Raw genomic sequence first — 19,832 nt, 5'->3', positions numbered from 1 at the left:
AACAATGAGCCAGGAAGATCTGCCGGACTCGGACCGCACCATCCTCGTGCCCAAGCCGGGCGGCCGGCGCGGCGCGCCTTCGCCCGTGCCGGGGCTGGGCGGCGCCGACGCGGCCGCGCCGGGCGGCGGTGGCGGCTATGGCGGCCAGGCGGGCGCTTACGGCGGGCCGGGCGGAGCCGCCGGCCCGGGCGCCGATCCCCTGTCGCAGGGCCTGCGCGGCGGCGCCCATCCTTCCGGCGGCGTCCCCGGCGAGGGCCCGGCCGCGCCCGTGACCAATTACGACGCGGCGCTGGCCCCCCTGGCCGCCGCCCCGCGCGCGCATTTGAACGGCGTGAATCCGCTGGTGGGCGCGGCCAACGCGCTGCTGGACCTGGTGGTCCCGCTGCGCATCATGGCCACCCATCCGAACGTGGAGGGCCTGCGCGGCCAACTGGTCTCGGCCATCAAGAAGTTCGAGGTGGACGCCAAGGCCGCCGGCTGTTCGCAGGAGGCCATCGCCGTCGCGCGCTACTCGCTGTGCACCTTCCTCGACGAGACCATCTCCAGCACGCCCTGGGGCGGGGGCGGCGTGTGGGCCAGCCGCAGCCTGCTGGTGGCCTTCCACAACGAGGCCTTCGGCGGCGAGAAGTTCTTCATCATCTTGCAGAAGCTGTGCCAGCAGCCGCAGGCCAATCTGCACGTGCTGGAACTGATGTACCTCTGCCTGGCGCTGGGCCTGGAAGGACGCTACCGCGTGATCGACGGCGGGCGCGGCCAGCTGGACCTGCTGCGCGAGCGGTTGCAGCAGCTGATCCAGAAGGAGCGCGGCCCGCTGGAGCCGGCGCTGTCGCTGCGCTGGCGCGGCTCGAATGAAAAGCGTCCCGGCCTGATGCGGCTGATCCCCGTGTGGGTGATGGCCGCCATCGCCGGCCTGGTCCTGCTGTTGCTGCACCTGGGCCTGAACTTCGTGCTGAACCGCCAGTCGGACCCGGTGTTCGCGGCCCTGCAGCGCATTCGCCTGGTCGCGCCCGCGCCGCCACCGCCGCCCATGGCCAATCCGCCGGTGCGGGTGGCCAAGTTCCTCGCGCCCGAGATCGAGCAGGGCCTGGTCAGCGTCACCGAGACGCCGGACCGCTCCACCATCGTGCTGCACGGCGACGGCGTGTTCAAGTCCGGCAGCGCGGAGGCCGAGCGCTCGTACGAGCCGCTGCTCAAGCGCATCGGCGAGGCGCTGAAACCGGTGCCGGGCAAGGTCATCGTCATCGGCCACACGGACGACGTGCCGAGCACCTCGGCGCGCTTCCCGTCCAACTGGGCCTTGTCCAAGGGCCGCGCCGCCACGGTGGCGCGCACATTGGCCGAGCAGGCCGGCCCCGCCGCGCGCTACAGCGCGGAGGGCCGCGGCGAGACCGAACCGCTGGTGCCGAACGACAGCTCCGCCAACCGCGCGCGCAACCGGCGCGTGGTCATCATCGTATTGACGCCCGCCGCCCCATGATCAAACGCTTCTTCAACTGGCTCATCAAGCCGCCGGTGCTCACCTTCATCGGCGTGCTGCTGCTGTCTCTCATCGTCTGGTTCGAGGCCCCGCTGCTGGCTTTCGACGGCAAGGAACCGTTCGCCGACAGCGGCGTGCGCTGGTTCATCATCTGGATGCTGTTCCTGGCCTGGGCCTGCTGGTTCGGCTGGAAGATCGTATCGGCCAAGCTGGCTAATCGCCGCCTGATGAAAAGCGTGGCGGGCGAGCCCAACGGCGCGCCCGCGCCGGCGCCCGGCCAGAAGGAGACCGCCGCCGAGATGGCCCTGCTGGCCAAGCGCCTGCAGGAGGCCATGGCGGTGCTGAAGAAGTCCCGCGTCGGCGGCGGCTCGGCCGGCCTGTACCAGCTGCCCTGGTATATGTTCGTGGGCGCGCCCGGCAGCGGCAAGACCACCGCGCTGGTGCACTCCGGGCTGAAATTCCCGCTCAGCGACACGCACGGCAAGGGCGCCATCGGCGGCGTGGGCGGCACCCGCAATTGCGACTGGTGGTTCACCGACGAAGCCGTGCTGCTCGACACCGCCGGCCGCTACACCACGCAGGACAGCTACACCGAGGTCGACAAGGCCGCCTGGAAGGGCTTTTTGCAACTGCTGCGCAAGCACCGCGGCCGGCGCCCGATCAACGGCGTCATCGTCGCGCTCAGCGTGGCGGACCTGCTGCAGCAAGGCGAAGTGGCGCGGCGCGCGCAGGCGCTGGCGATCCGCGCCCGCATCCAGGAGCTGCACGAGCAGCTGGGCATCCGCTTCCCCGTGTACGTGATCGTCACCAAATGCGACCTGCTGGCCGGCTTCGTCGAGTTCTTCGACAACCTGGGCCGCGACGACCGCACCCAGGTCTGGGGCGTGACCTTCCCGCTGGCGGCGGAGGAACAGGCGGACGCCGGCCTGAAATCCTTCCCCACCGAATTCGACGCGCTGCAGGCGCAGCTGCAGGGCCGCCTGCTGGAGCGCATGCAGCAGGAGCGCGACATCCAGCGTCGTGCGCTGATGTACAACTTCCCCCAGCAGTTCGCCGCCATCGGCGACGTGCTGGAAGCCTTCCTCACCGACGTGTTCGAGGCCACTTCCTACGAGCAGCCCGCGCTGGTGCGCGGCGTCTACTTCACCAGCGGCACGCAGGAGGGCAGCCCGATCGACCGCGTGATGTCCACGCTGGCCGCCAGTTTCGGTCTGGACCGCAAGGTGCTGCCGGCGAACGCCTTCGGCGGCCGCAGCTACTTCATCACGCGCCTGCTGCGCGAGGTGATCTTCCAGGAGAAGGACCTGGCGGGCGCCAACCTCAAGCTGGAACGCAACCGCCGCCTGCTGCAGTGGGGCGCCATGGCGCTGACGGCCATCATGCTGGTGCTGGTCTCGGCCGGCCTGCTGGGAAGCTATGTGCGCAACCGGAGCTACGTCGACGACGTGGCCGCGCGCACGCTGGAGATAGACCGGCTGGCGCGCGCGCTGCCCAAGGACCCTTCGCCGCTGGCGGCCCTGCCGCTGCTGAACGCGCTGCGCGACATCCCCGGCGGCTACGACGACCGGGGCGCGGACGTGCCGTTCTCCATGGGCATGGGCTTGTACCAGGGCGGCAAGCTGGGCGAGGGCTCCATCGTCGCCTACCACCGCGTGCTGCGCGAGGCGCTGCTGCCGCGCATCCTGGACCAGATGGAAACCCAGCTGCGGCGCGGCCCGGCCAACAACGCCGAATACCTGTACGAGCTGCTGCGCGTGTACCTGATGCTGGGCGAGCGCAACCACCTGGACCCGGCGGCGGTGCGCGCATGGCTCGAGTACGACTGGGCGCGCAGCCTGCCCGAGGCCAACGAGCCGCAGCGCCAGGACCTGTCGCGCCACGTGGCGGCGATGCTGGACCCGGACAGCCAGGCGGAGGCCCCGCCGCAGCTGGACGCGAAGCTGATCGCCCAGGTGCGCCTGGCGCTGGCGAAGATGCCGATGGGCGAGCGGGTCTACACCCGCCTGAAGCGCGAGCTGGTGGCCTCCGGCCTGCCCGACTTCGACGTGACCGCCGTGGCGGGGCGCGACGCGGCCGTGGTGCTGACGCGGCAAAGCGGCCAGCCGCTCACGCGCGGCATCCCCGGCGCCTTCACGCTGGCCGGCTACCGCAAGTTCACCGAACAGATCGACGCGGCCATCGCGGACGTGGTCAAGGACAGTTGGGTGCTGGACCAGCGCGAGGCCGTCACCACGCCGGCGGACGCCGCGCAGATGAAGGCGGCCGTGCAGCAGATGTATTACGAGGACTACATCCGCCAGTGGGACGCTTTGCTGGCCGATGTGACGCTGGCGCCGTTCACGACGCTGGACCAGGCCGCGCGCGTGATCGCCAGCGTGTCCGGCCAGGAGTCGCCGCTGCGCAAATTCCTGCAGGCGGCCGTGAAACAGACGCGGCTCGACAAGGTCAAGTCCACCATCTCCGCCGTGGACGCGGCGGCCAGCACCGTCAAGCAGCTGGGCGACGCGGCCAAGAAGCGGCTGGAGTCGGCGCTGAACACCGGCGTGCCGGACGTGCTGCCGGCCGAGACCCAGCCCGTCAATCCGGTCGACCAGCACTTCGCGCCGCTGCACAAGATGGTGGAGGCGGGCGCCATCGGCACCGTCACGGGCCTGGACAACCTCTTGCTCAAGCTGAAGGACGTCGCCGCCTACTTCGACGCGGCCAACAGCGCCCGCGCCGCCGGCCAGCCCGCGCCGCCGGCGGACGCGCTGGCCAAGCTGCGCCGCGACGCCGACAGCCTGCCGCCGCCCTTGTCGGCGCTGGCGCGCAACGTGGACACGGCCGGCTCCGGCCTCACGCTGGGCACGGAACGCGACCGGCTGGACGCGCTGTGGAAGACCGGCCCGGCGCTGTTCTGCCGCGCCGCCATCGCCGGCCGCTATCCGGTGGCGCGCAAGGCCGCGCTGGAATCCACGCCCGACGATTTCGGCCGCTTCTTCGCGCCCGGCGGCATGGCGGACGACTTCTTCCAGAAGCACCTGGCCAACTACGTGGACACCAGCGGCGCGCAATGGCGCTGGCGCACGGTGAACAATGTCTCGCTGGGCATGGGGCAGGACGTGCTGAACGAATTCCAGCGCGCCGCGCAGATACGCGACAAGTTCTTCGGCGGCGGGGGCAAGCTGGCCTCGGTGCGCTTCGACCTCAAACCGCTGGCCGCCGACGCGTCCTTCACCCGGGTGGCGCTGGACGTGGATGGCCAGGTGCTGGCGTTCGCGCCCAAGGCGCCGCAGGGCGCGGCCACCTTCCAGATCCCGAGCGGCAAGGGCGTGAACGGCGTGCGTTTCGACGTGGCGCCAGCCGGCGTCACGGAGCTGCGCACGGAGGGGCCGTGGGCCTGGTTCCGCATGCTGGACAAGGCCGTGCTGGAGCCGTCCGCGCAGGGGGAGCGCTACAAGCTGACCTTCGACCTGGAGGGACGCAAGATGATCTATGAGCTGACCGCCAGCAGCGTGAACAATCCGTTCAGGCGCGACGGCGTGGACCAGTTCCGTTGCCTGGAGTCGCTGTGATGGAGGAACCCGAACTGGCGCCCGGCTTTTTCGGCAAGGTCACCAGCCATGGCGACTTCGTGTCGCGCCGCCTGCCGCAGGCCATGCTGGCCGTGTGGGACGGCTGGCTGCAGGCCTCGCTGCAAGCCAGCCGCGGCGCGCTGGGGCCGCGCTGGCTGGACACCTATCTCACCAGCCCGATCTGGCGCTTCGCGCTGGCGCCCGGCGTGTGCGACAACAACGCCTGGGCCGGGGTGCTGATGCCCAGCGTGGACCGGGTGGGGCGGCACTTCCCGTTGACGCTGGCGGCGGGCGCGCCGGGCGGCGGCGCGGTGCTGGACTGGGTGGCCAATTGCGCGCCGTGGTTCGACCGGCTGGAGGCGCTGGCCTTGTCGTCGCTGGAGCATGGCTTCGCGCTGGAGCAGTTCGATGCAGCGCTGCTGGCCACCGAGCCGCTCAGCGACCTGGCGCTGCCCGGGCAGGGCGGGCCGGCCGGCAGCCGCGTCCCGCTGCCCTCCGTGGACGCGGTGGCGGCACAGGCGCCGCTGCTGGCGGCGGCCGCGTTGCGGGGCCAGAGCATCTGGTGGACGGACGGCTCGGCGCAGGTGGAACCGAGCTTGCTGATGTGCCGCGGCTTGCCGGCGCCGGCCGCGTTCGCGGGACTGCTGGCGGGGAACTGGGCGCAGACGGGGTGGGCGGGCGGCTGACCAGGCGGAGCGAAAACCAGCGGCGTACCCCTGGGGTCGGACCCGTCGGGTCCGACCCCGGAATTCGCTGGTGGTTTTAATCGCCGCAGCGCACCAGCACGGCGGTGATGTTGTCGCGGCTGCCGTCGCGCTTGGCCATGTCGACCAGTTCGGCGCAGCAGGCGGGCAGGTTGTCGTCGCGCACGCGCGACAGGATGGCGGCGATGGCCTCCGGCGTGGAGTTGCCATACAACCCGTCGCTGCACAGCAGGTACACGTCGCCCGGCGCCACGGCCTGCGTCTGCAGGTCCGGCTTGATGCCGTGCGCTGGGCCGAGCGCCTGCAGCAGCAGGTTGCGGGCCGGCAGCGGCTCCTGCATGCCGGCCTCCAGCGCCTGCTGGTACAGCGTCTGGTCGCGCGTGAGCTGGGTCAGGCGGCCCTGGCGGAAGCAGTACAGGCGGCTGTCGCCCACGTGGAAGATGAACACGGGACCGTCCGGCGCCACCTGCCACATGCCTGTCAGCGTGGTGCCCATGCCGGTGCCGTCGGGCTGGTGGTTGGCGCGGTTGGTCTGGTACATGCGCTCGTTGGCGAATTCCACCGCGTCGTGCAGCGTGATCATGGCGCGCATGGTGGCGTCGGTCCAGGTCGCGTCGGGATCGGCCTGCACCGGATCGAAGGCGCTGGCGTGGAAGGCGGGCACGGTGGCGTCGTCTGGCGCGGCGGGCGCGTTGCCGCGGGCCGCCTCGATGAAGCTGTGCAGCAGGGTGATGGCGTCGGCGCTGGCGATCTCGCCGGCCTCGTGGCCGCCCATGCCGTCGGCCACCACCACCAGGCCGATGTCGGGCGCGATGAAGAAGTTATCCTGGTTGGCTTCTCGCACGGTGCCGACATCCGTCAGTCCATAGGCCAGGCCCATGTCCAGCCGATGTAGCGTAGACGGCGATAATTGCTTCCAGTTGCCCAAGATATCTCCTATCGTTGAAAATGTCGCAAACCCCAAGTACCGCATGCTAGCATGCAGCAGTGTAAAAAGACCACTGCAACAAGACCACAGGACAGGAACGCCGGGACAGGCATGGAAGAGAGAGATCAGCTGAACGAGCCGGACGACGGCAACCGCAACGCGGCGGCCGAGGCCCGCGCCGCCATCCTGGCGCGCCGGGTGGCGGCCCTGGAGGCGGTGGTGGCGGTGGAGCGCCGCATGCGCGACGTGCACGAGATGACGGCGCGCGCCGCCACCGGCCAGCTGGCCGCGCGCGACGGCCTGGCCGACATCACGGTGCCGCGCCCGCAGGCCGCGCAGCCGCACGACGACGACGCCACCATCCCCGTGCCGTACTACCGCCCGGACGGTACGCGCGAACCGCCGCGCCACCGCGGTCCGGCGGAGGTTGCGGCCCGGGCCCAGGGCGCGGTCCCGGCCGAAGCGGCGGCGCCGACCTCCGGCGACTCGCCCACCGAGGTGCTGAACCACCCGCACAGCCGCCCGTCCGTTACCGGCCGCACGCGATCGGCGTCCCAGCCCAGCCGCAGCAACATCCTGCCCACGCTACCGCCGATACAGAACCGCTCCATCGCGCCCGGCACGGCCAGCCCCCTGGCGCTGGCGCCCGGCTTCGAGCTGTTCGAGTACCGCATCGACTCCGTGCTGGGGCAGGGCGGCTTCGGCATCACCTACCTGGCCACCGACGTCAACCTGAACGCCAAGGTCGCCATCAAGGAATACCTGCCGGCCGATTTCGCCACCCGCGCCAGCGACAAGTCGGTCTCGCCGCGCTGGCCCGAGGACAACGAGTTTTACCTGAACGGCCTGGAATGCTTCCTGGTCGAGGCGCGCACACTGGCCACCTTCCGCCACTCCAACATCGTGCGCGTGGCGCGCTTCTTCGAGGCGCACCGCACCGCCTACATGGTGCTCGAGTACGAGCAGGGCAAGCCGCTCAAGCAGTGGTGGGAAAAGCACAAGGACATGCCCGAACAGCAGCTGCTGTCGCTGATGCAGCCGCTGCTGGACGGCCTGTCGCTGGTGCACGAATCGGGCTATCTGCACCGCGACATCAAGCCGGACAACATCTACGTGCGCAAGGACGATGGTAGCCTGGTGTTGCTGGACTTCGGCGCCGCGCGCCAGACGGTGGGCGGCATGCAGGCCATGGCGGACGTGGTCACGCCCGGCTACGCGCCGCTGGAGCAGTACGAGGGGGGCGAGCAGGGGCCGTGGACCGACATCTACGCCTTCGGCGCCACGCTGTACTGGATGATCACCGGCGCCAAGCCGGCGCCGGCGCCGGAGCGCCGCAACGGCGTGGCCGAGTACATCCCCGCCACGCAGGCGGCGGCGGGGCGCTACAGCGAGGAATTCCTGAAGGCGGTGGACTGGGCGCTGGAGGTGCAGCCGGCGCAACGGCCGCAATCGATACAGGAATTCTCGCAAAGCCTGTTCGCGTCGCACGCGGGCAGCCTGGGCCTGCAGGAGGCGCTGCGGGTGGGCGAGCTGGAAGGCCAGCGCAGCATCAAGAAGGGCGTGCGCAAGCTGGGACGCGCGCTGTGGCGGCCGGCCTCCTGGCCGCTGGTGGTGAAAATGACGATCGCGATGATGCTGGCCGCGCTGCTGCCCATGACCATCACCGCCTACTACAACCTGAGAGGCAGCGTCTCGGCGGTGTCGGCCAGCGAACTGCGCAACCTGGAAAGCCTGGCGCAGGCCACGGCGGGGCGCATCTCGCAACTGATCGCGGACAGCCGCTACCTGGCCAACTACCTAGCCACCGACCGCGCCTTCATCGAGTACCTGCGCGAGCCGACCGAGGCCAGGAAGGCCGTGGTCAGCGCCAAGCTGGACAACCTGATCAAGACCAATCCGGACGCGCACCTGATGTTCCTGATGGATAAGGAGGGCACGGCCCTGGTCTCCAGCGAGCCCGGCGTGGCTGGCGTGAACTTCAAGTTCCGCGAGTACTTCAGGGAGGCGATGAAGGGCCAGCCCTTCATGACGGGCGTGATCATCGGCGCCACGGCGGGCCTGCCCGGCGTCTATTACGCCAACCCGGTGTTCGACGAGGCGAAGAATGTGATCGGTGTGGTGGTGTTGCGCATCAAGGGCGCCACCATCTCGGCCATCCTGAACGAGGTGGGTTCGGACCGGGCGCGCGTGCCGTTCATGATAGACGGCGACGGCGTCATCGTGCACCATCCGGACGCCAGGCAGCTGTACCGCAGCCTGGCGCCGCTGCCCAAGGCCACGCTGGGCCGCATCATCGCCGACCAGCGCTTCCGCCGCCACCGCATAGAAAGCGTGGACATGCCGGACCTGGCGCAGGCGCTGATCGGCGCCCGGAGCACGGGCAACATCAGCTTCCATTCCACGCTGAGCGGCGTCGACGAGCACGCCGGCTACGCGCCGGTGAAGGGCCACAACTGGATCGTGGGCGTGAGCGAGTCGCGCACGCGTTTCGAGGAGCCGCTGCAACGGCTGTTCAGCCACGTGCTGTACAGCGTGGCGGCGGTGGGGCTGGTGTTCCTGATCCTGGCGGTGCTGTTCGCGCGCAGCATCACGCGGCCGGTGGTGCGCCTGACCGAGGCGGCCAACGCGCTGAAGGACGGCGATTACGACCGCGCCAACATCAAGGTCACCAGCACCGACGAGATAGGCCGCCTGGCGCGCACCTTCAACGTGATGATAGACGTGCTGCGCCAGCGCGAACGGGAAAAGCGGCGCACGCCCGGGCGCGGGCGGGAGGAGGAATAGGAGGCGCGGGCGGCCGGTTCCGTCAGCGAGGCAGCTGCGACGCCAGCATCTCCGCCAGCGGATCGAGCACCTCGTCGTCGGTCCAGTAGCTGTTGTGGGAGGCGGGATTCCAGCTTTTCAGTATCCAGTCGACCGCGCCCTGGCCGGAGTTGATGGCGCGGTCCTGCACCAGGCTGCTGTAGCCGGGCGACAGCGGCTGCAGCGGCCAGCCCAGCACGTCGTCCGGGTCGTACAGGTTCAGCCAGTGGAAGCCGGGCGTGGGCTTGTCGATGGGGATGATGGTCATGCCCTGGTGCGCGGCCACGAACATGGGGATGTTGCAGCCGGTGGTGAGCATGCCGGTGCAGGTGCCGCCGCTGATGAAGCGCTTTTCAGCCTCGTTCAGCACGCGGCCGGCGAAGCCGAGCGAGGCCTGGTCGATGTCGCGCCAGATGCCGGCCCGCACCGGCACCCGCTTCCTGGCCTTCTGGGCGTCGTACAGATAACTGGATAGCACCTGGCAGCCCAGCGAGTGCGCCAGCAGCACCACCGGCGTGGCACGGCCGTTTTGCTCGCAAACCGACAGCAGCGCGCGGGCGATTTCGGCCTGCGCCAGCTCGTAGGTCGAGCAATCGTCCTCCTTGCGGTTCTCCAGGCCGGCCGCGTCGCCGAAGCCGAACAGCAGGAACTTGCGCAGGTCGTCGTAATGCACCTTGCTGGCGGAGTTCACGCGCTTCCACACCTCCTGCTCGTTGTCCTGCAGGATGTGCTGGTAGTAGACGGTGCGGGTGTCCACCCGCGTGAAGGCGTCCCCCATGCGGCGCTGCAGCGCCGTCAGCATCGGCTTCGCGTAGCCGCGCTGCGTCTCGCCCATGCCGTGTACCGTGACCAGTGCCGCCTTTGCCATATCCTTCTCCGCCCGATTTTGCGTCAGCATATCGGCATTCGCATCCACTTGTCACGCACTAGTTGTGACAATGTGTGAGAATTCAAGGCGCGGTGTTTTTAATGTGGCCGTAGTCCACGTGCCAGTGTTCGTGCTCGTCCTGCCAGCAGTGGAAGCCTTGCAGGCCCTCGGCCAGCGCGCGCTGGTGGCCTTCGTGGTCGGCCGAGGGCACGCGCCGCACCGTGGTCCATTCGGGGATGGCTTGCAGCAGGTCGCGCCGCACGATCAGCCGCGCCAGGCCGCCGTAGACGATGGCGTAGCCGTGCACGCTGAAGCCTTCCAGCAGCAGGCCGCGCAGGCTGCGCATGTTCTCCGGCGCCACCGTGGCCGCCACCAGCGTGCGTCCCAGTTCCCGCCCCAGCGCCATGCGTTCCTCGATGGCGGCGCAGTGCAGGCGCCGGCCGCGCCATTCGGGCAGCGAGGCGGCGCCGTCCAGCACGCACAGGCGCGCGCGCTCGTCGGCGCGCAGGCGCAGCAGTTCGGCCAGGTGGTCCACCGTCGGCGAGTCCATGCCCAGCACGCCGTAGGCCACCAGGTCGCCGTCGGCGAAGCAGCCGAGTATGCGGCCGCATTCGGCCACGTGGCGCTGGAAGTGTTCCAGTCCGTCCGGGCGCACCATGCCGCGCGGCGTGGCGGCGGCGACCTCGCTGTGCAGCGCGTGGATGGCCGGCGCCTCGCCGGCCTCCATGGTCCGCCAGTGGAACAGGAAGTCGGTCATGACGTTCATTTCAGCACCTCGGCGTAGTTGATGACTTTAAGGGGCGGGTACAGGTCCAGTTGCGCGGCGACGGACATGTTCACCAGGTAGGAGAAGCGCGCCAGGGTTTCGATCGGGATGGCGGCCGGTTTCACTTTGCCGCGCAGGATCTGCTCGGCCTTGAAGGCGGTGAGGCGGCCCACGTTCTCGTAGCCGGACACCAGCCCGAATAGCGCCTTGCCTTCGCGCAGTGGGATCTCCGTGGCGGAGAAAGTCGGCAGGCGCCGCAGCAGCGCGGCCTCGGTCAGCGCCTTGCGGTTGGCGCCCAGGAAGCTGTCCGGGCCGATGTACAGCAGCTGCACGGCAAGCGAGGACAGCTCGGCGACCATGCCGGGCAGCGCCGACGCAATGGGCTGGCCCTTGTCGTCCAGCGGCACCGGGCGCTCGATCAGCTGGAAGCGCTCGGTCGCGGCCAGCGCGCGCAGGTCCTTCACGTTCTGGACCGAGTTCGGTTCGGCCGGGTTGTAGATGATGGCGATGCGGTCGAAGCGGCGGTAGGCGCGGATGGCGCTGAACTGCTGCGAGGCCGGCACCACGTGGCTGGCGCCCGTCAGGTTGCGCCCCGACGAGGCGGGCGACTTCGCCTGGCCCGGGCCCGCCGGCGAGGCCAGCGACTTCACCAGTCCGGCGCCCACCGGAGAGGCCACCATCGTGAACACCACCGGGATGTCCGTGACGTGGCGCGAGGGATCGACCGCGCCCTCCTTGCCCACCACGGCCAGCGTGACCGGCGTGCCCCAGGTGTAGATCAGGTCCACCTTCATCGCGCGCGCCTCGGCCACCAGCTCCGGCACCTTGCCCACGTCGAGCGCGACGTCGCGCACGATCAGTTCCACCGGGATGCCATGCACGGCGAAGTAGTCGCGGAAGCCGTGTTCCACCGCCGTCTCGCCGCGGAACAGGATCATGTAGATGCGGTACGGGCGCGCCTGCGCGGCGGCTGGCGGCAGGGCGCAGGCGAGGGCGCCCGCCACGCCGGCCAGGCCGGCCTTGGTGAATGCGCGCCGCTTCATGATGCCGTCCTCACGCCGCCAGCGCCGGGATGCCGCGCCGCGCCCCGGCTGGCCAGCACGAACACCAGCGCGAACAGCAGCGATGCGCCGAGCGCGAAGACGCCGAGTAGCGTCATGGCGTGCGGGGCGCCGTAGCGCGCGGCCAGCATGCCCGTCACCACCGGTCCGGCGGCCGCGCCGAGGCGCTCCAGCAGGCGGAAGATGCCGACGATGGGACCCGTGCCGGCCTGGCGCGCCTCGGCCTGCGTGACGCGCGCCACCAGCACCAGCTGCGCCGAGATGCTCATGGACTGGCCCACGCCCAGCGCAGCGATGCCCAGCATGACCATCTCGCCGCTGGCGCCGTACGCCACCGGCAGCAGTCCCATGCCGGTCAGCACGCCGCCGGCGGCGACCAGTTTGGCGTAGGCGTTGTAGCGGTCCGCCAGGTGGGCGAACAGCGGCGCCAGCGCCAGCGAGCTCAAACCGTACAGCATGGTGTAGCGGCCGATCTCGGACTTGGAATGGCCCAGCGACGACAGCAGCACCGGCACCAGGAAAATCAGGAAGCCGGAGTACAGGAACTTGGCCGGCACGCCGGACAGGATGGACAGCGCCAGGAAGCGCCGGTTGCGCGCCAGCCGCGCCAGCAGTGGCTGGCCTTGCGCCGCGGCACGCGCGTCCGAGCGCGCATCCGAGCGCGCGCCGGCCGGCGCGGCCGGCGGCGCCTTCTGCAACACGCCGGCCGCCAGCACGGCCGCCGCCAGCGCCACGGCGGCGCCCAGCAGGAACACCAGCCGGTAGCCGATGCGGTCGGCCAGGATGCCGCCCACGGCCGGCGCGCAGATCTCCGCCACCATGATGGCGCCGACGAACAGCGCCATGCCCTTGCCGCGGTTGCCGCTGTCCGTGTGGTCGAACACATAGCCCTGGCAGGCCATGAACATGATGGCGTAGCCCACGCCGGTCACGGCGCGCGCCGCCACCAGGGCCAGGTAATCCGGCACCAGCCCGGTCGCGGCCAGGCCCGTCATCACCGTCAGCGCGCCGGCGATATAGCTGCTGCGCCGGCCCAGCCGGTCGGACCAGCTGCCGGCGAAGGGCATGGACAGCGCCACCCCCAGCAGGAAGGCGGTCACGGGCAGGCTGGCGTGCAGGCCGCCGGCGACCCCCTCGGCGGGCAGCGACGCCGCGTACACGGGCAGGAAGGGGCGCGACAGCATCTCGGCGAACATGAACAGGAAGCTGAGCACCCGCACCAGCACGATGCGGTGCTGTATCAGTTCGTCGCCGGGCGAGCGGCCGAAGGCGTAGGCCTGGCGCAGGCGCTGTAGCAGCGGTTCCGCCCTCGCCGCGTGGTGGGGCGCGGCCACGGCCAGCGCCGCCGCCTTCTCCAGCAGATCGGCGTAGGCCTGGTTCAGGCGCGCGGAGATGCGGTGCAGGCGGGTGGCGATGACGGCGGTGGCGGGCGGCGGCGTGCGCTCGCGGAAGTCGCCCTCGGCGATGTGCGTCATCAGGCCGACGATCTGGCGCATGGGCGCGGTGAAATTCAGGGTGACGATGAACCACAGGATCTCGAAGGCGATCAGCAGGCTGGTGATGAGCACGATGCCGATGTCGTAGCGCAGCTCGCGCACGCGCGCGGCGACGTAGCCCTTGTCCACGCCCACGTGCAGGCGCGCGATGACGCGGCCCTCGTGCACCAGCGGCAGCTCGGTGTCGAGGAACTGGTCCGGCTGCCCGCCCGCGGCGTAGCCGCCGTTGCTGCTGCTGCCAAAGAGGACGGCGCCGCCGGGGTCCGTGATGCGCAGGTAGGCCAGGTCGCTGTTCTTCCTCAGCACCTCGCCGAAGTATTCGGGCACGCCCTCCAGGCGCCGCAGCGGGATGCCGTAGCCGACCGCCCGCACCAGCTGCGCCGACAGCGCCACGCCGGTGGTGTGCGCCTTGCGGCCCAGTTCCGGCAACAGGCGCCGCTCGGACAGCGTCCACGCGTACAGCGACAGCGCGGCCTGCACCGTCACCAGCAGCGCCAGCACGAAGATGAACAACTGGCGCACGGGGCGCGCGTACAGGCGGCTGGCGTTGCTCACGGCGCCCCCCCCACCGCGCGGCGCGCCCGATCCAGTTCGTCCATGGCCTTGCCGGCGCTGTGCTTGACCTCCTCGGCCAGGGCCGCCGCGTGGCGGTCCGGCTTTTCCACCGCCGGCGCGTTGTCGTCCAGCGCGTGCTCGATGCTGCCCAGGGTGCGGCCTATGCGGCGCACCCACTGCCTGGTGACGACGAGGGTGAGCAGGATGGACACGGCGGTGGCCACCAGCGCGGCCAGCAGCAGGTGGGCGGAGATGCCGGCGATGAATTCGTCGTGGCCGCGACGCGAGTAGCGCAGCTCGATCGCGCCCACCTCGGCGCCGAGGTTGTTGCTCAGCGTGGCGCCGACCTTGATGCTGTCCGGGTCAGCGTCCGCCCCGCGGCCGTCGGCGGCCGGGCGGCTGGTGTGGAACACCGGCTGGCCCGCCTCGTCCCTGACCACGATGGAAACGATGTCCGGGTCCTGGCTGGCTTCGAAGTCGATCGCGGCCTGCGCGTTGCCGAGGCTGCGCACCGGCAGGCCCAGGTCGAGCCCCGTTTCCAGGTTCTGGCGCAGGGCGTTGACGGTGTAGCGCAGGCGCGACTCCTCCAGCTCCGCGAGGGTGCGATCGAGCTTGCCGACGTTGAGGAAAACGGTCAGCCCTATCGCCAATACCGAAATCAGTACGATGGGCGCCGTGATCGTTACGCTGAGTCGTGACATCGCCATGCGTGGGCACCTGGGCAGCGGCGGCGCGAGGCGCCGCGTAATGTATAGATTGCAATAATTGTAGCACTGTTGAGTTTGCTCAATATTGCTTTTCTACCATTTCGCCACCAGGGTGTGGCGCGGATGCAAACAAAGTTGCTTCGACGCTAGTTGACGATGGGCGCCTCGTCCGCCGCGGGCGCGGAAGGGGGAGGAAGCTCCATGTCGATGGTGCGCACCGACGGGTCGTCCACATACTCGCTGTACATCCACTCGCCGTCCACCTGGGTCACGCCCTCCGGCGCCGCGCGTTCCACCGCCGCCAGCTTGGCCAGCGCCACCTTCATGTAGTCGACCCAGATCGGCATCGCCAGCGTGGCGCCGAACTCGCGCCCGCCCAGCGACTTGGGATCGTCGTAGCCCATCCAGGCCACGCCGACCACGCCGCCGCCATAGCCGGCGAACCAGCCGTCCACCGCGTCGTTGGTGGTGCCGGTCTTGCCGGCGATGTCGTATCGGCCCAGGCGCTGCGCGGCCGCCGCGCCGGTGCCGCTGCGCGTCACTTCGCGCAGCATGCCGTCGGTGATGAAGACGTTGCGCGGATCCAGCACGCGGTTGCCCTCCTGCGCCGCCTGCGGCGCCTTGGTTTCCGAGATCACCTTGCCGTCGCCGTCGACGATGCGGGCGATCAGGTAGGGCTGCACCTGGTAGCCGCCGTTGGCGAACACCGCGTAGGCGGCCGCCATCTGCTGCGGCGTGACCGAGCCGGTGCCCAGCGTCATGGTCAGGTTCTGCGGGTGCTTGGCCGGGTCGAAGCCGAACTTGGCCAGGTAGTCGTGCGCGTAGGGCACGCCGACGGCGCGCAGCAGGCGGATGGAGGTGACGTTCTTCGATTTGGCCAGCGAGGTGCGCATGGTGACGGCGCCGTCGTAGACGCCGTCGTCGTTCTGCGGCCGCCAGGGCTGGCCGTTCTCGCCGCCGCCCAGGTCCAGCGGCGTGTCGCCGATCAGCGTGCCGGGGAAATAGCCTTTTTCCAGCGCCGCCGAATACACGAAGGGCTTGATCGCGGAGCCGGGCTGGCGCCAGGCCTGCGTCACGTGGTTGAACTTCTGCAGGTTGTAGTCGAAGCCGCCCACCATCGCGTGGTAGGCGCCGGTGTTCGAATCGATGGACACGAAGGCGGCCGCCACCTGCGGCACCTGGGCGATGGCCCACGCCGGCTTGCCGCCGCGCTTGTCCGATTTCACCACGCGGACGATGGCGCCCGGGCGCAGCTTGACGGCCGGCTTGGCGTTCTCGCCCAGCGCGGGCGTGGCCAGTTTCAGTCCCTCGCCGCTGATGTCCAACTCCTCGCCGTCGATGGTCTCCACCCGCACCAGCTTGGACGTGGCCGACGTCACCACGGCCGGCACCAGCCGGTCGCTGCTTCGGCGCTTCTGCAGCGCCTCGTCGATGGCGTCCTCGCGCTCCTCGGGATCGGAGGGCAGGTCGATGAAGGCCTCGGGGCCGCGGTAGCCGTGGCGCTGGTCGTAGGCCAGCACGTTGCGGCGCACCGATTCATAGGCCGCGTCCTGGTCCGCCTTCAGGATGGTGGTGTAGACGCTGATGCCGCGCGTGTACGACTCCTCCTTGAACTGTTCGTACACCACCTGGCGCGCCAGTTCGGCCACGTATTCGGCGTGCGTGTCGAACTCCTGGCCCTTGGCGCTCACGCGCAGCGGCTCCTTGAGCGCCTGCTGGTATTGCGCCTCGGTGATGTAGCCCACGTCGCGCATGCGGCCCAGCACCACGTGCTGGCGCAGGCGCGCGCGCTGGGGGTTGACGGCCGGGTTGTGGCGCGACGGGTTCTTGGGCAGGCCGGCCAGCATCGCCATCTCGGCGATGGACAGTTCCTTGAGCGGCTTGCTGAAATAGGTCTGCGCCGCGCTGCCGAAACCGTAGGAGCGCTGGCCCAGGTAGATCTGGTTCATGTACAGTTCCAGGATCTGGTCCTTGCTCAGCGCCGCCTCTATCTTATAGGCCAGCATCACCTCGGCCATTTTGCGGCCCAGCACCTTGTCGCGGCTGAGGAAGAAGTTGCGCGCCACCTGCATGGTGATGGTGGAGCCGCCCTGGCGGAAGCTGCCGCGCAGGTTGGAGCGCACCGCGCCCAGCGCGCGTATCCAGTCGATGCCGCCGTGATCGTAGAAACGCGTGTCCTCGATGGCGAGGATGGCCTTCTTCATCATCTCCGGCGTGTCCTTCACGGCGACGAAGTCGCGGTGCTCCTCGCCGAATTCGCCGATCAGCTCATTGTCGGCGGTGTAGACGCGCAGCGGAATCTTGGGGCGGTAGTCGGTGACGGCGTCCAGCGCCGGCAGGTTGGGTGCGACCACCAGCAGCATGTAGCCGGCCAGCGCGGCGGCGCCGACCGCCGAGGCGATGCCGGCCATGGCGAGGCCGCGGATGACGTTGCGGCGGTTAAGCCAGATTGGAGTGTTCAAATCGAGAGCCCACGGATGCAAGGTTGCAAGGAGGGGCAATTATAGACGAAGCGGATTGCGCCAAACCCGCCTCCCGCGCCGCTTGTCCTTATGCTATTCTCGCCTCCGGTTAATGTGTCAATTTAAAGGATGAAGCCATGCGTGGTGTATCGGTTCTGGGTTTGCTGGTGGTGCTGAACGGGGCGGCGGCCGCGTCCCAGACCGTCGATTGCGGGCGCCTGCTGGATGTGAAGGCGGGCGTGTGGCGCGAGCGGGTGACGGTCACGGTCGACAACGGCGTCGTCGTGTCGATCGCGCCGACCGGCGCCGCCAGGGGCGACGTCGACCTGGGCGCCAGGTCTTGCCTGCCGGGCTTCATCGACATGCACGTGCACCTGACCGACGAAACGCAGAAGCAGGCCGACGCGCTGCGCGCCGCGCTGACGCAGGACCCGGCGGACCTGGCCTACCGCTCCGTGGCCTACGCCGAGCGCACCCTGAAGGCCGGCTTCACCACCGTGCGCGACCTCGGCGCGCCGGATGGCTTGAACATCTCGCTCAAGCGCGCCATCGCCAGCGGCGCGATTCCCGGCCCGCGCATGTACACGGCGGGCACCATGATCGCCACCACCGGCGGCCACGGGGACCACAGCAACGGCCTGTCGCGCGCCCTGGGCAAGGCCAAGGGCGCGCCGACGCCGTACGAGGGCGTCATCAACGGCGCCGACGACGCGCGCGAGGCGGTGCGGGCGCGCTACAAGGAGGGCGCGGACCTGGTCAAGATCACCGCCACCGGCGGCGTGTTGAGCCAGGCCGCCAGCGGCCAGAATTCGCAGTTCACGGACGAGGAGCTGAGGGCCATCGCCGCCACCGCGAAGGACTACGGCTTCCGCGTGGCGGTGCACGCGCACGGCGTGGAGGGCATCAAGCGCGCGCTGCGCGCGGGGCTGGACTCGATCGAGCACGGCACCTATATGGACGACGAGGCGATCGCGCTGTTCAAGAAGAGCGGCGCCTATTACGTGCCGACCATCAGCGCCGGCAAATACGTGGGTGAGAAGTCGCGGGACGCCGACTACTACTCGCCGCTGGTGCGCCCGAAGGCGGCCGCCATCGGCCCGCTGATCCAGGCCACGTTCGCCAAGGCCTACAAGGCGGGCGTGAAGATCGCCTTCGGCACTGACGCCGGCGTCTTCCCCCATGGCGACAACGCAAGGGAGTTCGCCTACATGGTGGAGGCGGGCATGCCGGCGCTGGAGGCGATACGCTCGGCCACGCTGACCGCGGCCGAGCTGCTGAACCAGTCCGGCCGCCTGGGCGCCGTGGAGCCGGGCTACGCCGCCGACATCGTGGCCGTCGACGGCGACCCGCTCAAGGACATCACCTTGCTCCAACAAGTGAAGTTTGTGATGAAGGACGGCGTGGTGTACAAGCAGCCACGGTAACGCGCACGGGCGCCTGGCCGGCCACCAGGTCCGGCTGGTGCTGGTGGATCAGCAGGTCCAGCCAGCCGTCGACGCGGCTGAAGCGGAAGCCCATGGCGGCGGCGCGCTCCGTGTTCAGCACCAGCGGGTGCGGCAGGTCGAAGGGGCTGAGTCCGGCCTGCGTGGTCAGCGGCAGCGCGCGCACCTTCAGCCCCAGCACCTCGCCCACGCGGCGGTGCAATCCCAGCGCGGACAACTGGCCGCCGCTGGCCGCGTTCACGGGACCGAGGAAGTCCTGCGCGCCGGCCCACAGCAGGAAGGCGCTGGCCCCTTCCGCGTCCAGGAAGGACGTGGTGGCGCGGCCGTTCGCGTAGAGCAGCGCCTGGTCGGTCTGCGCCAGGGCCACGTAGTGGGCCAGCGGGTCGCCGGCGGCGCGGTCGCCCGCGTCCCCGCCGGACGCCTGGCCCAGCACGTGCGCCAGGCGCACCGTCACCACCGGCAGCGTGGCGTCGCGGTAGAGCAGCGCCTCGGCCTGGCGCATGCCGTCGGCGCGGCGGTAGTCGGCCAGCAGCGCGTCGTGCCACGGATAGCCCATATCCACCCGCTGCGACGACAGGTCCAGGTCCAGCTCCTCGAACGGGCCGTCGTGGCGGCCCATGAGGTTGCGATAGACCTCGATGGACGAGGCCATCACGTAGCGGTCCACCTTGCCGGCCAGGACTTCGATGGCGATGGCCGCGTCCAGCGGGTTGTGGCACAGCAGGTCATACACGATATCGAAACGGACCTCGCCGGCGAAGGCCGCGCGCATGGCCGCGTGGTCGGCGCGGTCCGCGACGATGCGGCGCGCGCGTGTGCCGAAGCCGTCCCGAGCGATGCCGCTGTCGGCCACCGCGACCGTGTGGCCCGCGTCCAGCAGCTTGTCCACCAGCGCCGCGCCGAGGCCGCGCGTGCCGCCCATCACCAAGATATTCTTGTGCATGTTATTCTCCTGTTTGTGTGAGGTCCATTCTGCGGTAGCGCCGATGGCTGATCAAACGAGAAAATTG

Annotated in this window: 13 protein-coding genes; 5 read left to right on the top strand and 8 right to left on the bottom strand. The window is 69.9% G+C overall.

Going from position 1 to position 19,832, the window contains the following annotated elements; genetic code table 11:
- The first annotated feature begins 4 nt into the window (after positions 1-4).
- Genes icmH through tagF form a run of 3 tightly spaced genes read left to right on the top strand, consistent with a single transcriptional unit; the run spans position 5 to position 5,717 of the window.
- Entirely contained in the window at positions 5-1,477 is a 1,473-nt protein-coding gene (gene icmH / locus BM436_RS22055; RefSeq protein WP_093557688.1) for a type IVB secretion system protein IcmH/DotU, read from the top strand.
- Positions 1,474-5,031, top strand: coding sequence for a type VI secretion system membrane subunit TssM (gene tssM / locus BM436_RS22050; RefSeq protein WP_093557687.1), 3,558 nt, complete (start codon positions 1,474-1,476; stop codon positions 5,029-5,031). The genes icmH and tssM overlap by 4 nt, the downstream gene beginning before the upstream one ends.
- Positions 5,031-5,717 (top strand): type VI secretion system-associated protein TagF, encoded by a 687-nt coding sequence (tagF, locus tag BM436_RS22045; protein WP_093557686.1) that lies wholly within the window; start codon positions 5,031-5,033, stop codon positions 5,715-5,717. The genes tssM and tagF overlap by 1 nt, the downstream gene beginning before the upstream one ends.
- A gap of 76 nt (positions 5,718-5,793) precedes the next feature.
- Here tagF and BM436_RS22040 read toward each other — a convergent pair whose 3' ends face one another.
- Positions 5,794-6,663, bottom strand: coding sequence for a PP2C family protein-serine/threonine phosphatase (locus tag BM436_RS22040; protein WP_218164907.1), 870 nt, complete (start codon positions 6,661-6,663; stop codon positions 5,794-5,796).
- Between the two features lie 111 nt (positions 6,664-6,774).
- On the opposite strand from BM436_RS22040, the gene BM436_RS22035 reads away from it, so the two are divergent.
- The gene (locus tag BM436_RS22035; protein WP_093557684.1) at positions 6,775-9,447 is read left to right on the top strand and encodes a protein kinase domain-containing protein; all 2,673 of its coding nucleotides are present in this window, start codon (positions 6,775-6,777) and stop codon (positions 9,445-9,447) included.
- 22 nt (positions 9,448-9,469) lie between these two features.
- On the opposite strand, the gene BM436_RS22030 is transcribed toward BM436_RS22035, so the two are convergent.
- From BM436_RS22030 to BM436_RS22005, 6 genes are all read right to left on the bottom strand, one after another.
- The gene (locus tag BM436_RS22030) at positions 9,470-10,333 is read right to left on the bottom strand and encodes a hypothetical protein (RefSeq protein WP_093557767.1); all 864 of its coding nucleotides are present in this window, start codon (positions 10,331-10,333) and stop codon (positions 9,470-9,472) included.
- 82 nt (positions 10,334-10,415) lie between these two features.
- Complete coding sequence (locus BM436_RS22025) at positions 10,416-11,099, bottom strand: hypothetical protein (RefSeq protein ID WP_143133266.1); 684 nt, start codon at positions 11,097-11,099, stop codon at positions 10,416-10,418.
- Complete coding sequence (locus BM436_RS22020) at positions 11,096-12,142, bottom strand: ABC transporter substrate-binding protein (protein WP_093557682.1); 1,047 nt, start codon at positions 12,140-12,142, stop codon at positions 11,096-11,098. Before BM436_RS22020 ends, BM436_RS22025 begins: the two co-directional genes overlap by 4 nt.
- A complete protein-coding gene (locus tag BM436_RS22015) occupies positions 12,139-14,211 on the bottom strand; it encodes an MFS transporter (RefSeq protein WP_093557681.1) in 2,073 nt (690 codons plus the stop codon). Before BM436_RS22015 ends, BM436_RS22020 begins: the two co-directional genes overlap by 4 nt.
- Complete coding sequence (locus BM436_RS22010) at positions 14,208-14,918, bottom strand: hypothetical protein (protein WP_143133265.1); 711 nt, start codon at positions 14,916-14,918, stop codon at positions 14,208-14,210. Before BM436_RS22010 ends, BM436_RS22015 begins: the two co-directional genes overlap by 4 nt.
- Before the next feature lie 146 nt (positions 14,919-15,064).
- Positions 15,065-17,329, bottom strand: coding sequence for a penicillin-binding protein 1A (locus BM436_RS22005; protein WP_093557766.1), 2,265 nt, complete (start codon positions 17,327-17,329; stop codon positions 15,065-15,067).
- A 188-nt stretch (positions 17,330-17,517) separates the two neighbouring features.
- On the opposite strand from BM436_RS22005, the gene BM436_RS22000 reads away from it, so the two are divergent.
- A complete protein-coding gene (locus BM436_RS22000; protein WP_093557679.1) occupies positions 17,518-18,804 on the top strand; it encodes a metal-dependent hydrolase family protein in 1,287 nt (428 codons plus the stop codon).
- Here BM436_RS22000 and BM436_RS21995 read toward each other — a convergent pair.
- Positions 18,740-19,765 (bottom strand): NAD-dependent epimerase/dehydratase family protein, encoded by a 1,026-nt coding sequence (locus BM436_RS21995; RefSeq protein WP_093557678.1) that lies wholly within the window; start codon positions 19,763-19,765, stop codon positions 18,740-18,742. The two genes, BM436_RS22000 and BM436_RS21995, sit on opposite strands and share 65 nt — an antisense overlap.
- Positions 19,766-19,832 lie beyond the last annotated feature (67 nt).

The sequence above is a fragment of the Pseudoduganella namucuonensis genome, assembly GCF_900116645.1.
GTDB classification, from domain to species: Bacteria; Pseudomonadota; Gammaproteobacteria; order Burkholderiales; family Burkholderiaceae_D; genus Rugamonas; species Rugamonas namucuonensis.
Note: the sequence above shows the minus strand (reverse complement) of the source record. Positions and strands in the feature narration are given on the sequence as shown.